This is a genomic window from Streptomyces sp. NRRL F-2580, from assembly GCF_000720115.1.
GTDB lineage: Bacteria > Actinomycetota > Actinomycetes > Streptomycetales > Streptomycetaceae > Streptomyces.
Window position 1 is genome coordinate 24827 of record NZ_JOIR01000021.1, and the last position, 17609, is coordinate 42435.

The window sequence follows — 17609 nt, forward strand, 5'->3', positions numbered from 1 at the left end:
TCAGTTCCCCTCAAGGTGGAGGTTGATGATGCGGGCGATCTCTGCCGCGGGCTGGGCCTTCGGCATGCCCATGTGCGTGGCGTCGATGTCGTGTTCGTGGATGGCGCCGCCGATGTGCGGGGCCCAGATCGCCGCGTAGGACTCGTCCGGGTTCTGCGTGGCGTTGAAGAACACCGCGTCGCCGTCGTAGACGGGCGAGTCCCACTCCAGCAGCATCTCGGCGTGCGACTTGAAGAGGTGGCTGCCGTTCTCCACCAGCGCCTCGCGGTCCTCGTCCACTCCGGAGCCGATGAAGAACTCCTTGAAGAACTCGCGGACCTCCGGCATGTTCACCGGGTCCTCGATGTTCCGGAACCAGCCGCTCGGCGGGCTGTCCATCAGGGCCAGCAGCGCCACCTCGTGTCCGCGCTGCTTCAGTGCCGCGGCGAGGGCGTGGGCGTAGGTGCCGCCCGTGGAGTGCCCGACGAAGTGGTACGGGCCCTCCGGCTGAACCGCCAGGATCTGCTCCAGGTAGTCGTCGAGCATCGCCTGGGTGGACTCGGCCCGGCCCGTGCCGTCGAAGCCGCGGCCCTGGATGCCGTACACCGGCCGGTCGCCGAGGAGCTGGGCGAGGCCCACGTAGGACCAGCACAGTCCGACACCCGGGTGGATGAACCACAGGGGCGGCTTCGTGCCCTCGGTGCGCATCGGCAGGACGACCGCGAACGGGTCGGCGAAGACGGGCGCCTGGGCGGTCTTGACCTGGGACTCCAGGTACTCGGCCAGCTTCGCCACCGTGGTGGCGCCGAACATCACGCGGATCGGGACCTTGGCCCCGAGGACCGCGCGGATCCGGCTGATCAGGCGGGTCAGGCGCAGCGAGTGACCGCCGAGGTCGAAGAAGTCGTCGTCGATGCCGACCTTCTCCAGTCCGAGCGCCTCGGCGAACAGCTTCGCCAGGGTGGTCTCCAGCGGGTTGCGCGGCGCACGGTAGTCCGCTCCGCCGGTGAACTCCGGGTCGGGCAGGGCCTCCCGGTCCAGCTTGCCGTTCGGGGTGAGCGGCAGCCGCTCCAGCGTGACGAAGGCCGACGGGACCATGTACTCCGGCATCCGGCTGGTGAGGTGCTTGCGCAGCGCCTCGGCCACCACGCTCTCGCCCGGTGCGGGGACGACGTAGGCGACGAGCTGCTTGTCGCCGGCCAGGTTGTCCCGGGCGGTGACCACGCCGTGGTCCACCGTCGGGTGGGCCGTCAGCGCGGACTCGATCTCGCCGAGCTCGATGCGGAAACCGCGGATCTTGATCTGGTTGTCCGTGCGTCCGCGGAACACCAGCTCGCCGTCCCGGGTCCACTCGACCAGGTCGCCGGTGCGGTACATCCGCTCGCCGGGCCCGCCGAACGGGCAGGCCACGTACCGCTGGGCGGTCAGCTCGGGCCGGCCGACGTAGCCGCGGGTCAGACCCGCGCCGGCGATGTAGAGCTCGCCGGGTACGCCCGGCAGGACCGGCCGCAGTGCGGCGTCCAGCACGTACACCCGGGTGTTGCGGATGGGGCGGCCGATCGACACGGTGGCCTCGGCGGTGAGCTCGCTCACCGTCGCGCCGATGGTCGTCTCGGTCGGACCGTAGCCGTTGAACATCCGGCGTCCGGCCGACCAGGTGGCCACCAGCTCCGGCGAGGTGGCCTCACCGGCCACCATCAGCGCGGCGACGGTGGACAGCGAGCCCGCCGGCATGGCGGCCAGCACCGTGGGCGTCAGGATCGCGTGGGTCACCCCGTACGTGTCGGCGGTCTCGGCGAGCGGGGCCCCCGGCGTGAGCCGGTCCGGGTCCGCCATGACCAGGGCGCCCCCGGCGAACAGGGACATGCACATCTCGGCGACGGAGATGTCGAAGCTCGGCGAGGCGAACTGCAGCACCCGGCTGCCGGCGGTGATGCCGAGCAGCTCCGTCACCTCCGCGACCATGTTGGCGAAGCCGGTGTGCGTGACGGCCACGCCCTTCGGCCGGCCCGTGGAGCCCGAGGTGTAGATGACGTAGGCGGTGTTGGCCACCACGAGCGGGCTCAGCCGCTGCGCGTCGGTCAGCACGGCGTCGTCCGTCCCGGCCAGGGCCTCGGCGAACTCCGGGGCGTCCAGGACGAGCAGTTGCGAGGGCAGATCGGGCAGCCGGTCCGCCGTGGCCGCGTCGGTCAGGATCAGCCCGATCGCCGAGTCCTCGACCATGTACGTGAGCCGGTCGGCCGGGTAGGCCGGGTCCAGCGGGAGGTAGGCGCCGCCCGCCTTCGTCACGGCGAGGACCGCCACCGGCCACTGCGGCGAGCGCCGCAGGGCCACGCCCACGACCGTCTCCGGTCCGACACCGCGCTCGACGAGGGCCCGCGCCAGCCGGTTGGCCCGCGCGTCCAGTTCCCCGTAGGTCACCTTCTCGTCCTCGAAGAGCACCGCGACCTCGTGCGGGGTCTCGGCGGCCTTGCGCTCGAACAGCGCGGGCAGGGTGAGGGCCGGGGTCTGCGTCGCCGTCTCGTTGAAGGCGAGGAGGAGCCGCTCGCGCTCGGCCTCGTGCAGCACGTCCAGCGCGCCCACCGGGATCTCCGGGTCGGCGATCAGCTGCCGCAGGATGTGCAGCACCCGCTCGGCGATCCGCTCCACCGTCTCCGCGCTGATGGCCTGCCGCTGGTACTGCAGGATCATGCGCAGGTAGGGCTCGGCGTCGGCCGCCAGACCCACCAGGTACGCGGCGCCCGCGGACGGGCGGATACCGGTGAACGAGACGCCCGCCGCGGTGTTGGCCGCGCCCAGGGCCTCCTTGTCGACGGGGAAGGACTGGAACAGCACGATGGTGTTGAAGAGTTCCTTCAGGCCGGCCTCCCGCTGGATGCGGTGCAGCCCGAAGTGGTGGTGGTCCAGCAGCGCGGTCTGCCGCTCCTGGAGGTTCTTCAGCACCTGCCCGAGGGTGTCGCTCGGCGCGTACTCGGCGCGGATGGGCAGGGAGTTGACGAACAGGCCCACCATCTGGTCGACGCCGGGCACCTCGGCCGGGCGGCCGGAGACCGTGGTTCCGAAGATCACGTCCCGCTTCCCGGTGAGCTGGCCGAGCATGAGGGCCCACACGCCCTGGACCAGGGTGCCCATCGACACGCCCAGTTCGGCGGCGCGCTTCTTGAGCGCACGGGCCTCGTCCAGCGGCAGCGGAACGTCGACCTGTCCGACGCGGGCGTCGTCGCCGGCGTCCTGCGGGGTCTCGGCGGCGAGCAGGGTGGCCTCGCCGACGCCTTCCATCTCCTTGGCCCAGGCCGCGGCGGCCGCCTTGTCGTCCCGCCGGGACAGCCAGCGCAGGAACTCCCGGTACTCGGGTACGCGCGGCTGCCCGGAGGCGTCGCCCTCGGACGCGTACAGGTACGCGAGGTCCCGTACGAGCAGGGGGAACGACCATCCGTCGAAGAGCGCGTGGTGCACGGTCAGCACCAGCTCGGAGGTCTCCTCCGCCAGCCGGACCAGCGAGGCCCGCAGCATCGGGGGCTTGGCCGGGTCGAACTGCGCGTAGTGGTCCTCGGCGAGGATCCGCTCCAGCCCCTCCTCGCGGCCCGCCTCGTCGAGGTCGCGCAGATCGGCGACGCGCCAGGGCAGTTCGACCTCGTCGAGGACGAGCTGGGTGAGGTCGCCGCTCGCGTCGGTGACGAAGGCGGTGCGCAGGTTGGCGTACCGGTCGAGGAGCGCCTGCGCGGCCACGCGCATCCGGGCCGGGTCGACCTGGCCCTGGACGTGGAAGGCCACCTGCACGATGTGCGGGTCGAAGGCGTCCTCCTCCAGGCGCATGGTCTCGAAGAGCAGACCGAACTGGAGCGGGGTCAGCGGCCAGACGTCGGCCAGACCCGGGTACTGCGCCTCCCAGTTCTCGATCTCGCCCTGGGTCATGCGGACCAGCGGAACGTCCGAGGGGGTCAGGCCGCCGGCGCCGGGGGTGGCGACGTGGTGGGCGAAGCCCTCCAGGGCGCGCACCCACAGGTCGGCGAGTGCCTGGGCCTCGTCCCGCGTGAGCACACCGGCCGGGTAGGAGACCCGGGCGTTGAAGCGGGGGCCCCGCTCGGTGTCGGTGACGTAGGCGCTGATCTCGACCGTGGAGAGCGCGGGCATGTCCGCGTCCAGGTCCGCGGCGAGGCCGAGCGCGTCGGCCGCCAGGCTCCAGCCGGTGCCCTGCTGCCCGTCGGCGCCGTCGCCGGCGGCGACCCGTCCCAGGTAGTTGAAGGAGATCTGGGGGGTGGCCCGCCAGTCGAGTTCGGCGGCGGTGGACGGGTTGAGGTAGCGCAGGAGGCCGAAGCCGACGCCCTTGTCGGGGATGGCCAGGAGCTGTTCCTTCACGGCCTTGAGCACGCCGCCCGCGGCGGCGCCGCCGGCGAGTGCCTCCTGCACGTCGTGCCCGCCGAGGTCGAGCCGTACGGGGAACATGCTGGTGAACCAGCCCACCGTGCGGGACAGGTCGGCGCCGGGCACGACCTGCTCCTCGCGGCCGTGTCCTTCGAGCCGGATCAGCGTCGAGGACTCCTCGACGCCCCGGTCCGCGCGCCACTGCGTCACGGCGAGCGCGAGGGCGGCCAGCAGGCCGTCGTTGACCCCGCCGTGGAAGGCGGTGGGCACCGTGGTCAGGAGCGCCTCGGTGACCTGCTCCGGGAGCTCCAGGGAGACCGTCTCCACGGTGGACATGACGTCCACCGCGGGGTTCAGGGGCCGTGCGCCGAGAACCGGGTCGTTGCAGTCCAGCAGCTCGGACCACTGCGCCAGTTCGGCGATGCGGTCCGGGTCGGACGCCTCGTCGAGCAGCGCGTGCGCCCAGCGGCGGGCGGAGGTGCCGACCGCGGGCAGGCTCGGGGCGGAGCCCGCGCCGATCTGCTCCCAGGCCGTGGCGAGGTCCGGGAGCAGGATGCGCCAGGACACTCCGTCGACGACCATGTGGTGCAGGACCACCAGCAGCCGGCCGGCGCCCTGCTCCGGGGCGAACCAGACGAACTGGGCCATGGTGCCGGCGGCCGGGTCGAGCCGGCCGGTGGCGGCGTCCAGTTCGGCCCTGGCCGTCTCCAGCCACGCCTCGTCCCAGGTGCCCGGGCAGTCCACCCGCCGGACCAGCGCGGCCACGTCGACCGTGCCGGGGGCGGCGATCTCCAGGCTTCCGTCGCCGCCCTGGACGAGACGGGAGCGCAGGACGTCGTGGTGGTCGAGCACGGCGGTCAGGACCGCGGTGAGCCCGTCCTCGTCGATGTCCCGCGGCAGTTCGAGCGCCGCGGACATCGAGAACCGGTTGAAGCTGCTGCCCAGTTCGAGCATGTACTTCGCGATCGGGGGCAGCGGCATGACGCCGGTGCCGCCGCCTTCCAGCTCGGCCAGGACCGGGCCGAGGTTCTGGCTGCCGGCGGCCGCGGCCAGCTCGGCGACCGTGCGCAGCTCGAAGATCTGCCGCGGGTTGACCACGACGCCCTGCGCCTTGGCGCGGGAGACGATCTGGATGGACCGGATGCTGTCGCCGCCGATGGCGAAGAAGTCGTCGTCGATGCCGACCCGTTCCAGGCCGAGCACCTCGGAGTAGACCCCGGCCAGCACCTCCTCGGTGCGGCTCCGCGGGGGGCGGTAGCTCTCGCCGGCGAAGTCCGGCTCGGGCAGGGCCGCGCGGTCCAGCTTGCCGTTGGGGGCCAAAGGCAGCCGGTCCAGCGGCACGAGCACCGCCGGGACCATGAACTCGGGCAGCCGGCCGGTGATGAAGCGGCGCAGCTCCCGCATGGTGATGCCGGAGGTCATGTCGGCCTCGAACCGGCCCTGCGCGTCCACCTGGCCGCCGGAGTCCGGGGAGCTGACCACGTAGCCGACCAGGCGCTTGCCCCCGTCGGGGGTGCTCTGGCCGGTCACCACGGCGTGTTCCACGCCGGGGTGGGCCGTCAGCGCCGCCTCGATCTCACCGGGCTCGATGCGGAACCCGCGGATCTTGAGCTGGGCGTCGCCGCGTCCGACGTACTCCAGCTGCCCGTCGGCCCGCCAGCGGGCCAGGTCGCCGGTGCGGTACATCCGCGCTCCGGGCGCACCGTACGGGTCGGCGACGAAGCGCTCGGCGGTCAGCGCGGCGCGGCCGTGGTAGCCGCGGGACAGGTTGCCCGCCACGTAGAGCTCGCCCACGGCGCCCACGGGCACCGGCTTGAGGCCGGCTCCCAGGACGTACGTGCGCATGTTGCCCAGGGGCGCGCCGATCGGGGCGGTGTGCGCGCCGTCCCAGTCCTCGTCGGCCGGGAGCCCGAAGGTGGTGGCGTAGAAGCTCTCGGTCTGGCCGTAGGCGTTGACCACCCGGACCCCGGGGACGGCCTCGCGGACCCGGCTGACCAGAGACGCGGGCAGCGCCTCCCCGGCGAACACCACCGCGTCCGCGGTGATCTTGCCGTTGACCTGGTCGAGGAGCTCGGCGAAGACCGAGGGGACCGTGCTGATCACGCCGCCGGTCCAGCCGCCCTGCTCGCCGATGACCAGGACGTCGCGGGCCAGCTCGACCGTGCCGCCGGCCGCCAGCGTGGTGAAGACCTCGAAGACGGAGACGTCGAAGTTGACGGAGGCGCCGGCGAGCGTGCGGGTGCCGGAGTCCACGCCGATCGTGGAGGCGAGCCGCAGCACGCCGTTGACCACGTTGGCGTGGGTGACGGTCACGCCCTTGGGCACGCCCGTCGAGCCGGAGGTGTACATCACGTACGCCGCGTGGTCGGGCAGCAGGGCCGCCGACGGCGCGGTGGCGCCGGAGCCGGCCGCGGAGCCGCCGAGGGCCAGGTCGCCGAGGTACAGGCGGGTGATCCCGGACTCCGGCAGGACGCCGGCGGTGGCCGCGTCCGTGAGCAGCAGCCTCGGCCGCGCGTCGGACAGGATGTGCTCCAGGCGCCGGCTCGGGTACTTCGGGTCGATCGGCAGGTACGCGCCGCCCGCCTTCAGTACGCCCAGCAGGGCCGCGACCAGGTCGGCCGTCCGCGGCAGGGCGACGCCCACGACCGTCTCCGGTCCCACGCCGTGCCCGGCCAGCTCGCGGGCCATCCGGTTCGCCCGCTCGTCCAGTTCGCGGTAGGTCAGCGATTCCTCGCCGCAGACCAGCGCGACCGCGTCGGGCCGCTCCGCCACCTGGAGCTCGAACAGCCCGGGCACGGTCAGCTCGGGGGTCGGCTCCTGCGTGGCGTTGAAGCCCTGCAGCACCAGCTCGCGTTCGGCCGGCTCCACCAGCTCGACCGCGGACACCCGCTGCTCGGGGGCGGCGGCCAGCAGGCCCACCACCCGTACGAAGCGGTCGGCGACGGCCTGGGCCGTCTCCCTGTCGAAGAGGTCGGTGGCGTACTCCAGGAGACCCACCACGCCCATGCCGGGCAGGTCGGCCATGTTGAAGAACAGGTCGAACTTGGCGGTCTCGGTGCGGACCCGCTCGAACTCCACCTGCAGACCCGGCAGGGCGAAGTCCTTCCGGGCGAAGTTCTGCCAGGCGAACATCACCTGGAACAGCGGAGAGTAGGCGGTGGAGCGCTCCGGGTTCAGCACCTCCACGAGCCGCTCGAAGGGGACGTCCTGGTTGTCGTACGCGGCCAGGGACTTGCCCCGGACCCGCTCCAGCAGCTCCGTGAAGGCGGGGTTGCCCGACAGGTCGACGCGCAGCACCCAGGTGTTGACGAAGAAGCCGACCAGTTCGGCGAGGGCCTCGTCGGTGCGGTTGGCGATCGGGGAGCCGATCGTCAGGTCGTCACCGCCGCCGAGCCCGTGCAGCAGCACGGCCAGGGCGGACTGGAGCACCATCGAGGAGGTCGCACCGTGCCGGCGCGCCAGGTCCTCGACGGCGGCCGCCACCTCGGGGGCCAGGGCGAACTCCACGGCGTCGCCGCGGTGGGAGGCCTTGGCCGGGCGCGGGCGGTCGGAGGCGAGCTGCAGCGGCTGCGGCACACCCGCCAGCTCGCCGCGCCAGTAGCCCACCTGTGCGGCGAGCGCGCTGGCCGGGTCCTCCTCGTCGCCGAGCACCTCGCGCTGCCACAGCGTGTAGTCGACGTACTGGACCGGGAGCTCCGCCCACTGCGGGGCGCCGCCCTCCTTGCGGGCCGCGTACGCGGTGGCGAGGTCGCGGGCCAGCGGGGCCATGGAGGAGCCGTCGCTCGCGATGTGGTGGATCAGCAGGACCAGGACGTGCTCCTGCGCGCCGAGCCGGAGCACGGGAGCCCGTACCGGGATCTCGGTGGCCAGGTCGAAGAGGTGCGCGGAGGCCTCGGCCATGGCGTCGGCCAGGCCGCCCTGTGCCACCTCCACGAGCGGGACGTGCAGCTCCGCCTCGTCGGCCGGCAGGACGTGCTGGGCCGGGACGCCGTCGGCGTCCTCGACGATCAGCGTGCGCAGGCTCTCGTGGCGGGCCACGACGTCGCGCAGCGCGGCCTCCAGCGCCGGCAGGTCCAGCTCGCCGGTCAGGCGGAGCGGGAAGGGGGCGTTGTAGGTGGCCGAGGGGCCCTCGAACCGGTCGATGAACCACAGGCGGCGCTGGGCGAACGACAGCGGTACGGAGTCCGGGCGCTCGGCGGTGCGCCGCAGCGGCGGCCGCACGGGCGCTCCGGCGGCGAGGTGCTCGACCAGCTCCACGACCGTGGGCGCCTCGAACACGACCCGGATGGGCAGTTCGACGTCAAGGACCTGACGGATCCGGCTGACCAGGCGGGTGGCCAGCAGGGAGTGGCCGCCCAGGGCGAAGAAGTCGTCGTCGATGCCGACCCGGTCCAGGCCGAGCACCGCCGCGAACAGGCCGCACAGGACCTCTTCCTGCGGGGTGCGCGGAGCCCGGCCGGTGGCCGCCGCCGCGAAGTCCGGGGCGGGCAGGGCCCGCTGGTCCAGCTTTCCGTTGGGGGTCAGCGGCACCTCGGCGATGGCGACGACGGTGGACGGCACCAGGTGCTCGGGCAGCCGGTCCTTCAGGTAGCCGCGCAGGGCGCCCACCAGCGTGCCGATCCGGCCCGCGGCGGCCGGCTCGTTGGCCAGCGTCCGGTCGGCCCGGCCCGACGGCGTGAACCCGCCGGTCAGGACCTGGTCCGTGACGGGCCCGGCCGGGAAGAAGACCGCGTCGAAGCACTCGCCCGCGGCGGCCGACCAGGTGAGCAGCACGCCCCAGCCGCGCTCGGCGGCCCATTCGCGCAGGTCCTGCGGGTCGAGCACCGGGCCCGAGGCGGCGGGTGCGGAGATCACGCCCACGGCCGCGGCGGACTCGACCTCGTCGGCGAGCCGCGCGTTGGGGATGCGGGTGACGCGTACGGGCTGTTCGCCGCCCGCGCGGACGAAGTCCTCCAGGCCGAAGAGGTCGTCGACCTGGCGGCCCCACTGCCGGGCCGGGACCTCGCCCAGCGGGAGCGCGGCCACGGGCGCCTTGTGCAGCAGGACCTCGTAGCGGTGGCGGGTCAGCTCGTTGTGCGGACGCCCGGCCTTCAGCCGGATGTCCACGCCGCCGGCGCCGTGCCGCTCGGCCCACCGGGTGAACCACTCGGGATCGAGGACGAGTTCCTTCTCCATGAGGATCGCGCGGGCGACCGCGGCGCGGCTCACCGAGGCGGAGGCCTCGGGGTGCAGCGCGCGCTGTACGCCGGAACGGAAGAGCCGCAGGGTGGCGGCGTTGCGGACGTCGCCGACGAGGATCCGGCCGCCGGGGGCCAGCAGTTCCATCGCGTTGGCAAGGACCAGGTCCATGTACTCGGCGTCGGGGAAGTACTGGACGACCGAGTTGATGACCACGAGGTCGAAGTGCTCGCGCGGCAGACCGGAGATGTCGTCGCCGTTCTGGTGCCGCAGGTGCACGCGGTCACCGAAGCCGGTCTGTTCCACCTGCACGAGCAGCCGGTCGATGACCGCGGCCGACATGTCGGTGCCCCAGTACTCCTCGACCTGCCCCAGGGTCTGCGACATCAGCAGGCCGGTACCGACGCCGATCTCCATCACGCGGCGCGGCGACCATTTGGTGATCTGCTCCACCGCCGCGTCGCGCCACACGGCCATCTCGTCGAGCGCGATGGGCTGTCCGCCGGTGTAGCTGGAGTTCCAGCCCGTGAAGTCCTCGCCCCAGGCGGCGTCGGAGACGGCGTAGAGGTCGTCGTAGATCTCCTCCCACTCGTCGACCTGCTCGGCGGCGCCGGAGGTGTCGGAGCCGTCCACGCGCGGGACGACGTAGCCGACCAGACGGCGCTCGCCGGCCTGGTCCTCGTTCCACGTGACGACGGCCTGGGCGACACCGGGGTGGGTGGCCAGGGCGGCCTCGACCTCGGCGGGCTCGATGCGGAAGCCGCGGATCTTGACCTGGGTGTCCACCCGGCCCCGGAAGACGAGTTCGCCGTCCGGGGTCCAGGCCACCACGTCACCGGTGCGGTACATCCGCTCGCCGGGCTCGCCGAAGGGCGAGGCCACGAAGCGCTCGGAGGTCAGCGCGGACCGGTGGGCGTAGCCGCGGGCGAGGCCAGCGCCCGCGATGTAGAGCTCGCCGGCCACGCCGGGGAGCGTGGGGCGCAGGCCCGCGTCGAGGACGTAGACCCGCATGTTGTCCATCGGGCGGCCGATCGGGATCGGCTCGCCGACCCGCTCGGGGTCGGGCATCGGGTGGGTGGTGGCGAAGGTGGTGGTCTCGGTCGGGCCGTAGCCGTCGACCACCTTGAGGCCGGGGCAGGCCCGCAGGGCGCGGGTCACCGAGGCCGGGGAGACGACGTCACCGCCGGTCCACACCTCGCGGACCCCGGTGAAGCACCCCGGGTTCTCGTCGGCGATCACCTTGAACAGACCGGCGGTCAGCCACAGGGCGGTGACCCGCTGCTCGGCGATGACCGCGGCCAGCGCGCCGGCGTCCAGCTTGCCGACGGGGGCCACCACGGCGGTTCCGCCGCCCAGCAGGGGGACCCACAGCTCGTAGGTGGAGGCGTCGAAGGACTGCGCGGAGTGTACGAGGACCCGCTCGTGGGCGCCCCCTCGGTACCGGCGGTCCAGCGCCAGGCCGGACACGGCCCGGTGGGTGACGCCGACGCCCTTGGGGACGCCGGTCGAGCCGGAGGTGTACATCACGTACGCGAGCTGGTCGACGCGCCCGTGGGCGGCGGCCGGCAGGGCGTCGGAGGGGGCCGCGGCGACGGCCAGGGCCGTGTCCGCGTCGTCCAGGACCACGTACGGGCAGGTGCCGCCCGGCAGCCCCGCGACGATCTCGGAGTCGGTCAGGAGCAGGGTCGGCGCGGCGTCGCCCAGCATGAACTCGATGCGCTCGGCCGGGTACTCCGGGTCCACCGGCAGGTAGGCGCCGCCGGCCTTGAGGACGGCGAGCAGGGCCACGACCAGCTCCGTGGAGCGCGGCAGGGCCACGCCCACGACGGACTCCTGGCCGACGCCGCGCGCGGCGAGCACGTGGGCCAGCCGGTTGGCCCGGGCGTCCAGTTCGCGGTAGGTCAGGCTCTCGGCGCCGAAGGCGACGGCGATCGCGTCCGGGGTCGCCGCGGCCCGCTCCTCGAACAGCGCCGGCACGGTCTTCCCCGGGACGGGTACGGCCGTGTCGTTGAACGCGCCGAGGAGCCGTTCGCGCTCGGCGGGCTCCAGGACGTGCACGGAGCCGACCCGGGTGTCCGGGTCCGACACCAGTTGCCGGAGGATCCGCGCGAACCGGGCGGCGATGCCCTCGACGGTCTCCGGGTCGAAGAGGTGGTGCTGGTACTGGAGCGCCACCCGCAGGTGCGGGTCGGCGAAGGCCATCACGACCAGCGGGTAGTGCGCGCCGCTGAGCGGGCTGATGCCGGTGATCGAGATGCCGGCGGCCGAGTTCGCCTCGTTGATGGCGACGCCGTCGATCGGGTACGACTCGAAGCCCACGAGGGTGTCGAAGAGGACGTTCAGCCCGATCGAGCGGTGGATGTCCAGCAGCCCGTGGTGGTGGTGGTCGAGCAGGGCGCTCTGCCGGTTCTGCAAGTCGCGCAGCAGCTCGCCGAGGGTGGCGCCGGGTCCGCACTCCACCCGGACGGGCAGGGTGTTGATGAACAGGCCGACCATCGAGTCCACGCCGGGGACGACGGGCGGGCGGCCGGAGACGGTGGCGCCGAACACCACGTCCTGGCGGCCGGTGAGCCCGGCGAGGACGAGGGCCCAGGTGCCCTGGACGAGGGTGTTGAGGGTGAGGCCCAGTTCGGCCGCGCGCCGGCCCAGGTCGCGGGCGGCGTCCGCGGACAGCGGGATGTCGATCTGGCCGATGCCGGCCGGGTCGGACGCGGCGCCGGACTCGGGGGCGATCAGGGTCGGGGACTCGACCCCGGCGAGCTCCGCGGCCCAGGCGCGGGCCGAGGCCTCGCGGTCCTGGCCCGCCTGCCACACCAGGAAGTCGCGGTAGCCGGGCACCCGCCGCAGCGCGGAGGCGTCGCCCTCGGATCCGTAGAGCCGCAGCAGGTCCTGCATGAGGACCGGGATCGACCAGCCGTCGAAGAGGACGTGGTGGGCGGTGAAGACCAGCTCCCAGCGGTCGGGAGCCAGCATGACCAGGGACATCCGCACGAGCGGGGCCCGGGTCAGGTCGAAGTGGGAGTCGTGGTCCTCGGCCAGGAAGCGCTTCAGCGCCTCCTCGCGGCCCTCCTCGCCGAACCCGCTGAGGTCGAGGTACTGCCAGGGCAGCTCCACGCGGTCGCGTACGACCTGCACCCGGTCCCCCGCCGCGTCGAACACGAACGCGGCGCGGAGGTTGGCGTACCGGTCGAGGAGCGCCTGGCCGGCGGCCCGCATCCGGGCCGGCTCGACCTCGCCGGCGAGGTGGAAGACCAGCTGCATCTGGTACGCGTCGAAGGTGGACCCGGCCAGCTGGGCGTGGAAGAGCAGACCGTCCTGCATCGTGGTCAGCGGCCAGACGTCCTCCAGGCCGGGGTAGCGCTCCTCCCAGGCCTCGATCTCCGCCTGGGTCGCCCGGACCAGCGGCACGTCCGAGGGGGTGAGCCCGCCCGCGGCGGGCTCGGCGGCGTGCCGGGCCAGGGCCTGGAGGGCGGTGCTCCACAGCTCGGTGAGCTCCTCGACGTCCTCGGCCGAGAGCAGGCCCGAGGGGAAGGCGAGCCGCGCGGTGAGCTGCGGGCCCTGCTCGGTGTCCGTGACGAGCGCGCCGACGTCCAGCGTCGAGAGGGCGGGCATCCGCCCGTCGGGCTGCGCGATCAGCTCGGTGGTGCCCTCGGCGAGGGTCCAGCCCAGGCCGCGCAGGTGCTCGGGCACGTCCGCGGAGGACGAGAAGCGGCCCAGGTAGTTGAAGCCGATCTGGCCGGTGGGGTACCGGCGCAGCACCTCGGCGGTCTGCGGGTTCAGGTGGCGCAGCAGGCCGTAGCCCACGCCCTTGTCCGGGAGGGACAGGAGCTGCTCCTTGACCGCCTTGACGGCGGAGCCGGCGGCGGCGCCGCCCGCGAAGGCCTCGTCGAGGTCGATCCCGGCGAGGTCGAGGCGGACCGGGTACATGGTGGTGAACCAGCCCACCGTGCGCGACAGGTCGGCGCCGGGGGCGACGTCCTCCTCTCGGCCGTGTCCCTCGACGCGGATCAGGGCGGAGGACTCGTCGATGCCGCGCGCCCGGCGCCAGCGGGCGACGGCCAGCGTCAGCGCCGCGAGCAGGCCGTCGTTGACACCGCCGTGGAAGCGGGCCGGCAGGGTGGTCAGCAGCGTCTCGGTGACCGGGACGGGGAGCTTGAGCCAGGTGTGCTCCACGGTGGACATCACGTCCACGGCGGGGTCCAGGGCCCGCGAGCCCAGGAGCGGGTCGGGGCCGGCCACGACCGAGCGCCACAGGGCGAGTTCGGCGACGCGCTCGGGCGACGACGCCTCCTCCGCCAGGGCGTGGGCCCAGCGGCGCACCGAGGTGCCCACCTCGGGCAGCTCGGGGGTGCGGCCCTCGCGGACCTGCTCCCACGCGGCGGCGAGGTCCGGCAGCAGGATGCGCCAGGACACGCCGTCGACGACGAAGTGGTGGAGGACCAGCAGCAGCCGGCCGGCGCCCTCCTGCGGGGCGAACCAGACGAACTGCGCCATGACGCCGGCCGCGGCATCCAGCCGGCCGGTGGCGGCGTCCAGTTCGGCGGCGGCCGTCTCGAACCACTGCTCGTCCCAGCGGCCGTCCCACTCGACGCGGTGGATCAGCGCGTCGACGTCGACCGAGCCGGGCGCGCCGACCTCCAGGCCGGCGCGGTCCGCGCCGTCGGTGCCGGCGCCGGCGCCGTCGACGCCGCCCGTGACCAGCCGGGAGCGCAGGACGTCGTGGCGGTCCAGCACCGCGCCGAGGGTGGCGGCCAGTGCGGCCCGGTCGATGCCCTCGGGCAGTTCGACGGCCATGGACATGGCGAACCTGTCGATGCCCTCGCCGAGTTCCAGCAGGTACTCGCCGATCGGCAGCAGCGGCAGCCGGCCGGCGCCGCCGCCCTCCAGCTCCGCCAGCACGGGGCCGGTGCCCGCCGCGGCCCCGACGACCGCGACCGCGGCCAGTTCGGCGACGGTGCGGTGGTCGAAGATCTGGCGCGGGCTGACCTCCACGCCGCCGCCGCGGGCGCGGGAGACGACCTGGATGGAGCGGATGCTGTCGCCGCCGATGGCGAAGAAGTCGTCGTCGATGCCGACCCGGTCGAGGCCGAGGACCTCGGCGTAGACCGTGGCGAGGACCTCTTCCGCGGCGTTGCGCGGGGCGCGGTACTCGCCGCCGCTGAAGTCGGGCTCGGGCAGCGCGGCCAGGTCGAGCTTGCCGTTGGCGGTCAGCGGGAGCCGGCCGACCATGACGAAGACGGACGGGACCATGAACTCGGGCAGCCGGCCCGCGGCGAAGCGCCGGAGCTCGCGCACGGACACGCTGGTGGTCAGGTCGACGTCGAGGTCGCCGAGGCTGGCGACGGTGCCGAAGCCGCTCTGGTCGGCCTCCAGCGGGACCACGTGGCAGACGAGCTGCTTGCTGCCGCGGCCCTCGCGGATGGTGACCACGGCCTGGGCCACGCCCGGGTGGGCGGTCAGGACGGCCTCGATCTCGCCGGGCTCGATGCGGAAGCCGCGCACCTTCATCTGCGCGTCGTCACGGCCGGCGTACTCCAGCTGTCCGGCGGCGTTCCAGCGCGCCAGGTCACCGGTGCGGTACATGCGCGAGCCGGCCGGCCCGAACGGGTCGGCGACGAAGCGGTCGGCGGTCAGCCCGCTGCGGCCGTGGTAGCCGCGGCCGATCTCGCCGGCGACGTACAGCTCGCCCACCACGCCGACGGGGACGGGCCGCAGGCCCGGGCCGAGCACGTAGGTGCGGACGTTGCCGAGCGGGGCGCCGATGGGGGCGCTGCCGGAGCCGTCCCACTCCTCGTCGGCGGGCAGCGCGAAGGTGGTGGCGTAGAAGGACTCGCTCTGGCCGTAGGCGTTGACGACGCGGACCCCGGGGATCGTCTCGCGGACGCGCCGTACCAGTGCGGTGGGCAGGGCCTCACCGGCGAAGACCACGGTGTCGACGCCGATGTTCCCGTTGACCTGTCCGAGGAGTTCCGCGAAGACGGACGGGACGGTGCTGATCACGCCGCCGCTCCAGCCGCCGCGCTCACCGATCACCAGCGCGTCACGCACCAGTTCGACGGTGCCGCCGGAGCAGAGGGTGGCGAAGAGCTCGAAGACGGACACGTCGAAGTTGACCGAGGTGCCGGCGAGCACGCGCGTCCCCGCGCCGACGCCGATCGCCGAGGCCAGCCCCAGCACGTCGTTCACCACGTTGGCGTGGGTGATCGCCACGCCCTTGGGCGTGCCCGTGGAGCCGGAGGTGTACATGACGTACGCGACCTGGCCCGGGCGGGTGGTGACCGGGACGGCGGCCGTCCGTGCGTCCTGCGGCGCGTCGACGTCGGAGTGGAAGTCGATGTCGCCCAGGAACAGCTGCGGGACCTGCGTCTTCGGCAGCACGCCCACGGTCTGCTCGTCGGTGAGGACCAGCCCGGGAGCCGCGTCCTCCAGGATGAAGTCGAGCCGTCGGCTCGGGTACCTCGGGTCGATCGGCAGGTACGCGCCGCCCGCCTTGAGCACGCCGAGCAGCCCGGCCACCAGGTCGGCCGTACGCGGCAGCGCCACGCCCACCAGCGTCTCGGCGCCCACGCCGCGCGCGGCCAGCTCCCGCGCCACGCGCGAGGCCCGCGCGTCGAGTTCGCGGTAGGTGAGGACCTCGTCCCCGGCCTCCAGCGCGACCGCGTCCGGGGTGGCCACGGCCTGCCGCTCGAAGAGCTCGGCGACCGTCAGCTCGGGCAGGTCGGCCGCCGTGTCGTTGAACTCCCGTACGACGGTGTCCAGTTCGACGTCGTCGAGGACGGGCGCCAGGGCCACCGGCCGGTCCGGGCGGGCGACGACCTCGCGGATGACCCGCAGGTAGCGGTCGACGACGGACTGCGCCGTGGAGCGGTCGAACAGGTCGGTCGCGTATTCGAGGTAGCAGAGCATGCCCGGACCGGCCGGGTCCGAGAAGTAGTTGAACTCCAGGTCGAACTTGGCCGTCGGAGTGGCGAGCACCTCGAAGCGGGCCCGCTCCAGACCCGGCAGGTCCAGCTCGATCCAGGCGTCGTTCTCCCAGGTGAACATGACCTGGAACAGCGGGTGGTAGGCGGTGGACCGCTCCGGGTTCAGGACCTCCACCAGGTGCTCGAAGGGGGCGTCCTGGTTGTCGTACGCCGTCAGCGCCTTCTGCCGCACCTGCTCCAGCACCCGGTCGAAGGTGGGCGCGCCGGAGAGGTCCGTGCGCAGCACCCAGGTGTTCACGAAGAAGCCGACCAGGTCGGCGAGCTCGTCGTCGGTGCGGCCCGCGACGGTGGAGCCGATGGCGATGTCCTGGCCGGCGCCCAGGTGCTGGAGCACCACGGCGAGGGCGGCCTGGAGCACCATCGGGACGGTCATGTCCCGTTCGCGGCCCAGGGCCTCGACGGCCGCGAGCAGTTCGGCGTCGATCGGGAAGCCGACCGTGTCACCGCGGTGGCTGGCCACCGGCGGGCGCGGGCGGTCCGAGGACAGGCGCAGCGGGGTCGGAACGCCCTGCAGCTCGCCCTGCCAGTAGGCCACCTGCGTGGAGACCACGCTGTCGGGGTCGTTCTCGTCGCCGAGCAGCTCGCGCTGCCACAGCGTGTAGTCGACGTACTGCACGGGCAGGTCCGCCCACTGCGGGGCCTCGCCGGCCAGCCGGGCGGTGTACGCGGTGGCCAGGTCGCGGGAGAGCGGCTCCATCGACTCGCCGTCGCTGGCGATGTGGTGGACCAGCAGGAGCAGGACGTGCTCCCGCTCGCCGGAGCGCAGCAGGGTGGCGCGGACCGGTATCTCCGCCGACAGGTCGAAGGTGTACTGCGCCGTCTGGAAGACGGCCTCGTCCACCCCGTCGGGCGCCACCTCGACGAGCGGTACGTCGAGCAGTGCCTCGGCCACCGGCAGCACCTGCTGCGAGGGCACGCCCTGCTCGTCCATCAGGATGAGAGTACGGAGGCTCTCGTGCCGTGCCACGACATCGCGCACCGCGGACTGCAGGGCGGTCCGGTCGAGCTCGCCGGTCAACCGCACGAGGAAGGGGACGTTATACGTCGCCGACGGTCCCTCGAATCGGTCGATGAACCACAACCGACGCTGTGCGAACGACAACG

The 17609-nt window shown here is 73.4% G+C and carries 1 protein-coding gene; it reads right to left on the reverse strand.

Annotation, left to right across the window (positions count from 1 at the left end; translation table 11 throughout):
* Complete coding sequence (locus tag IF88_RS42870; protein WP_158754520.1) at nucleotides 1–17607, reverse strand: non-ribosomal peptide synthetase; 17607 nt, start codon at nucleotides 17605–17607, stop codon at nucleotides 1–3.
* Between the last annotated feature and the right edge of the window lie 2 nt (nucleotides 17608–17609).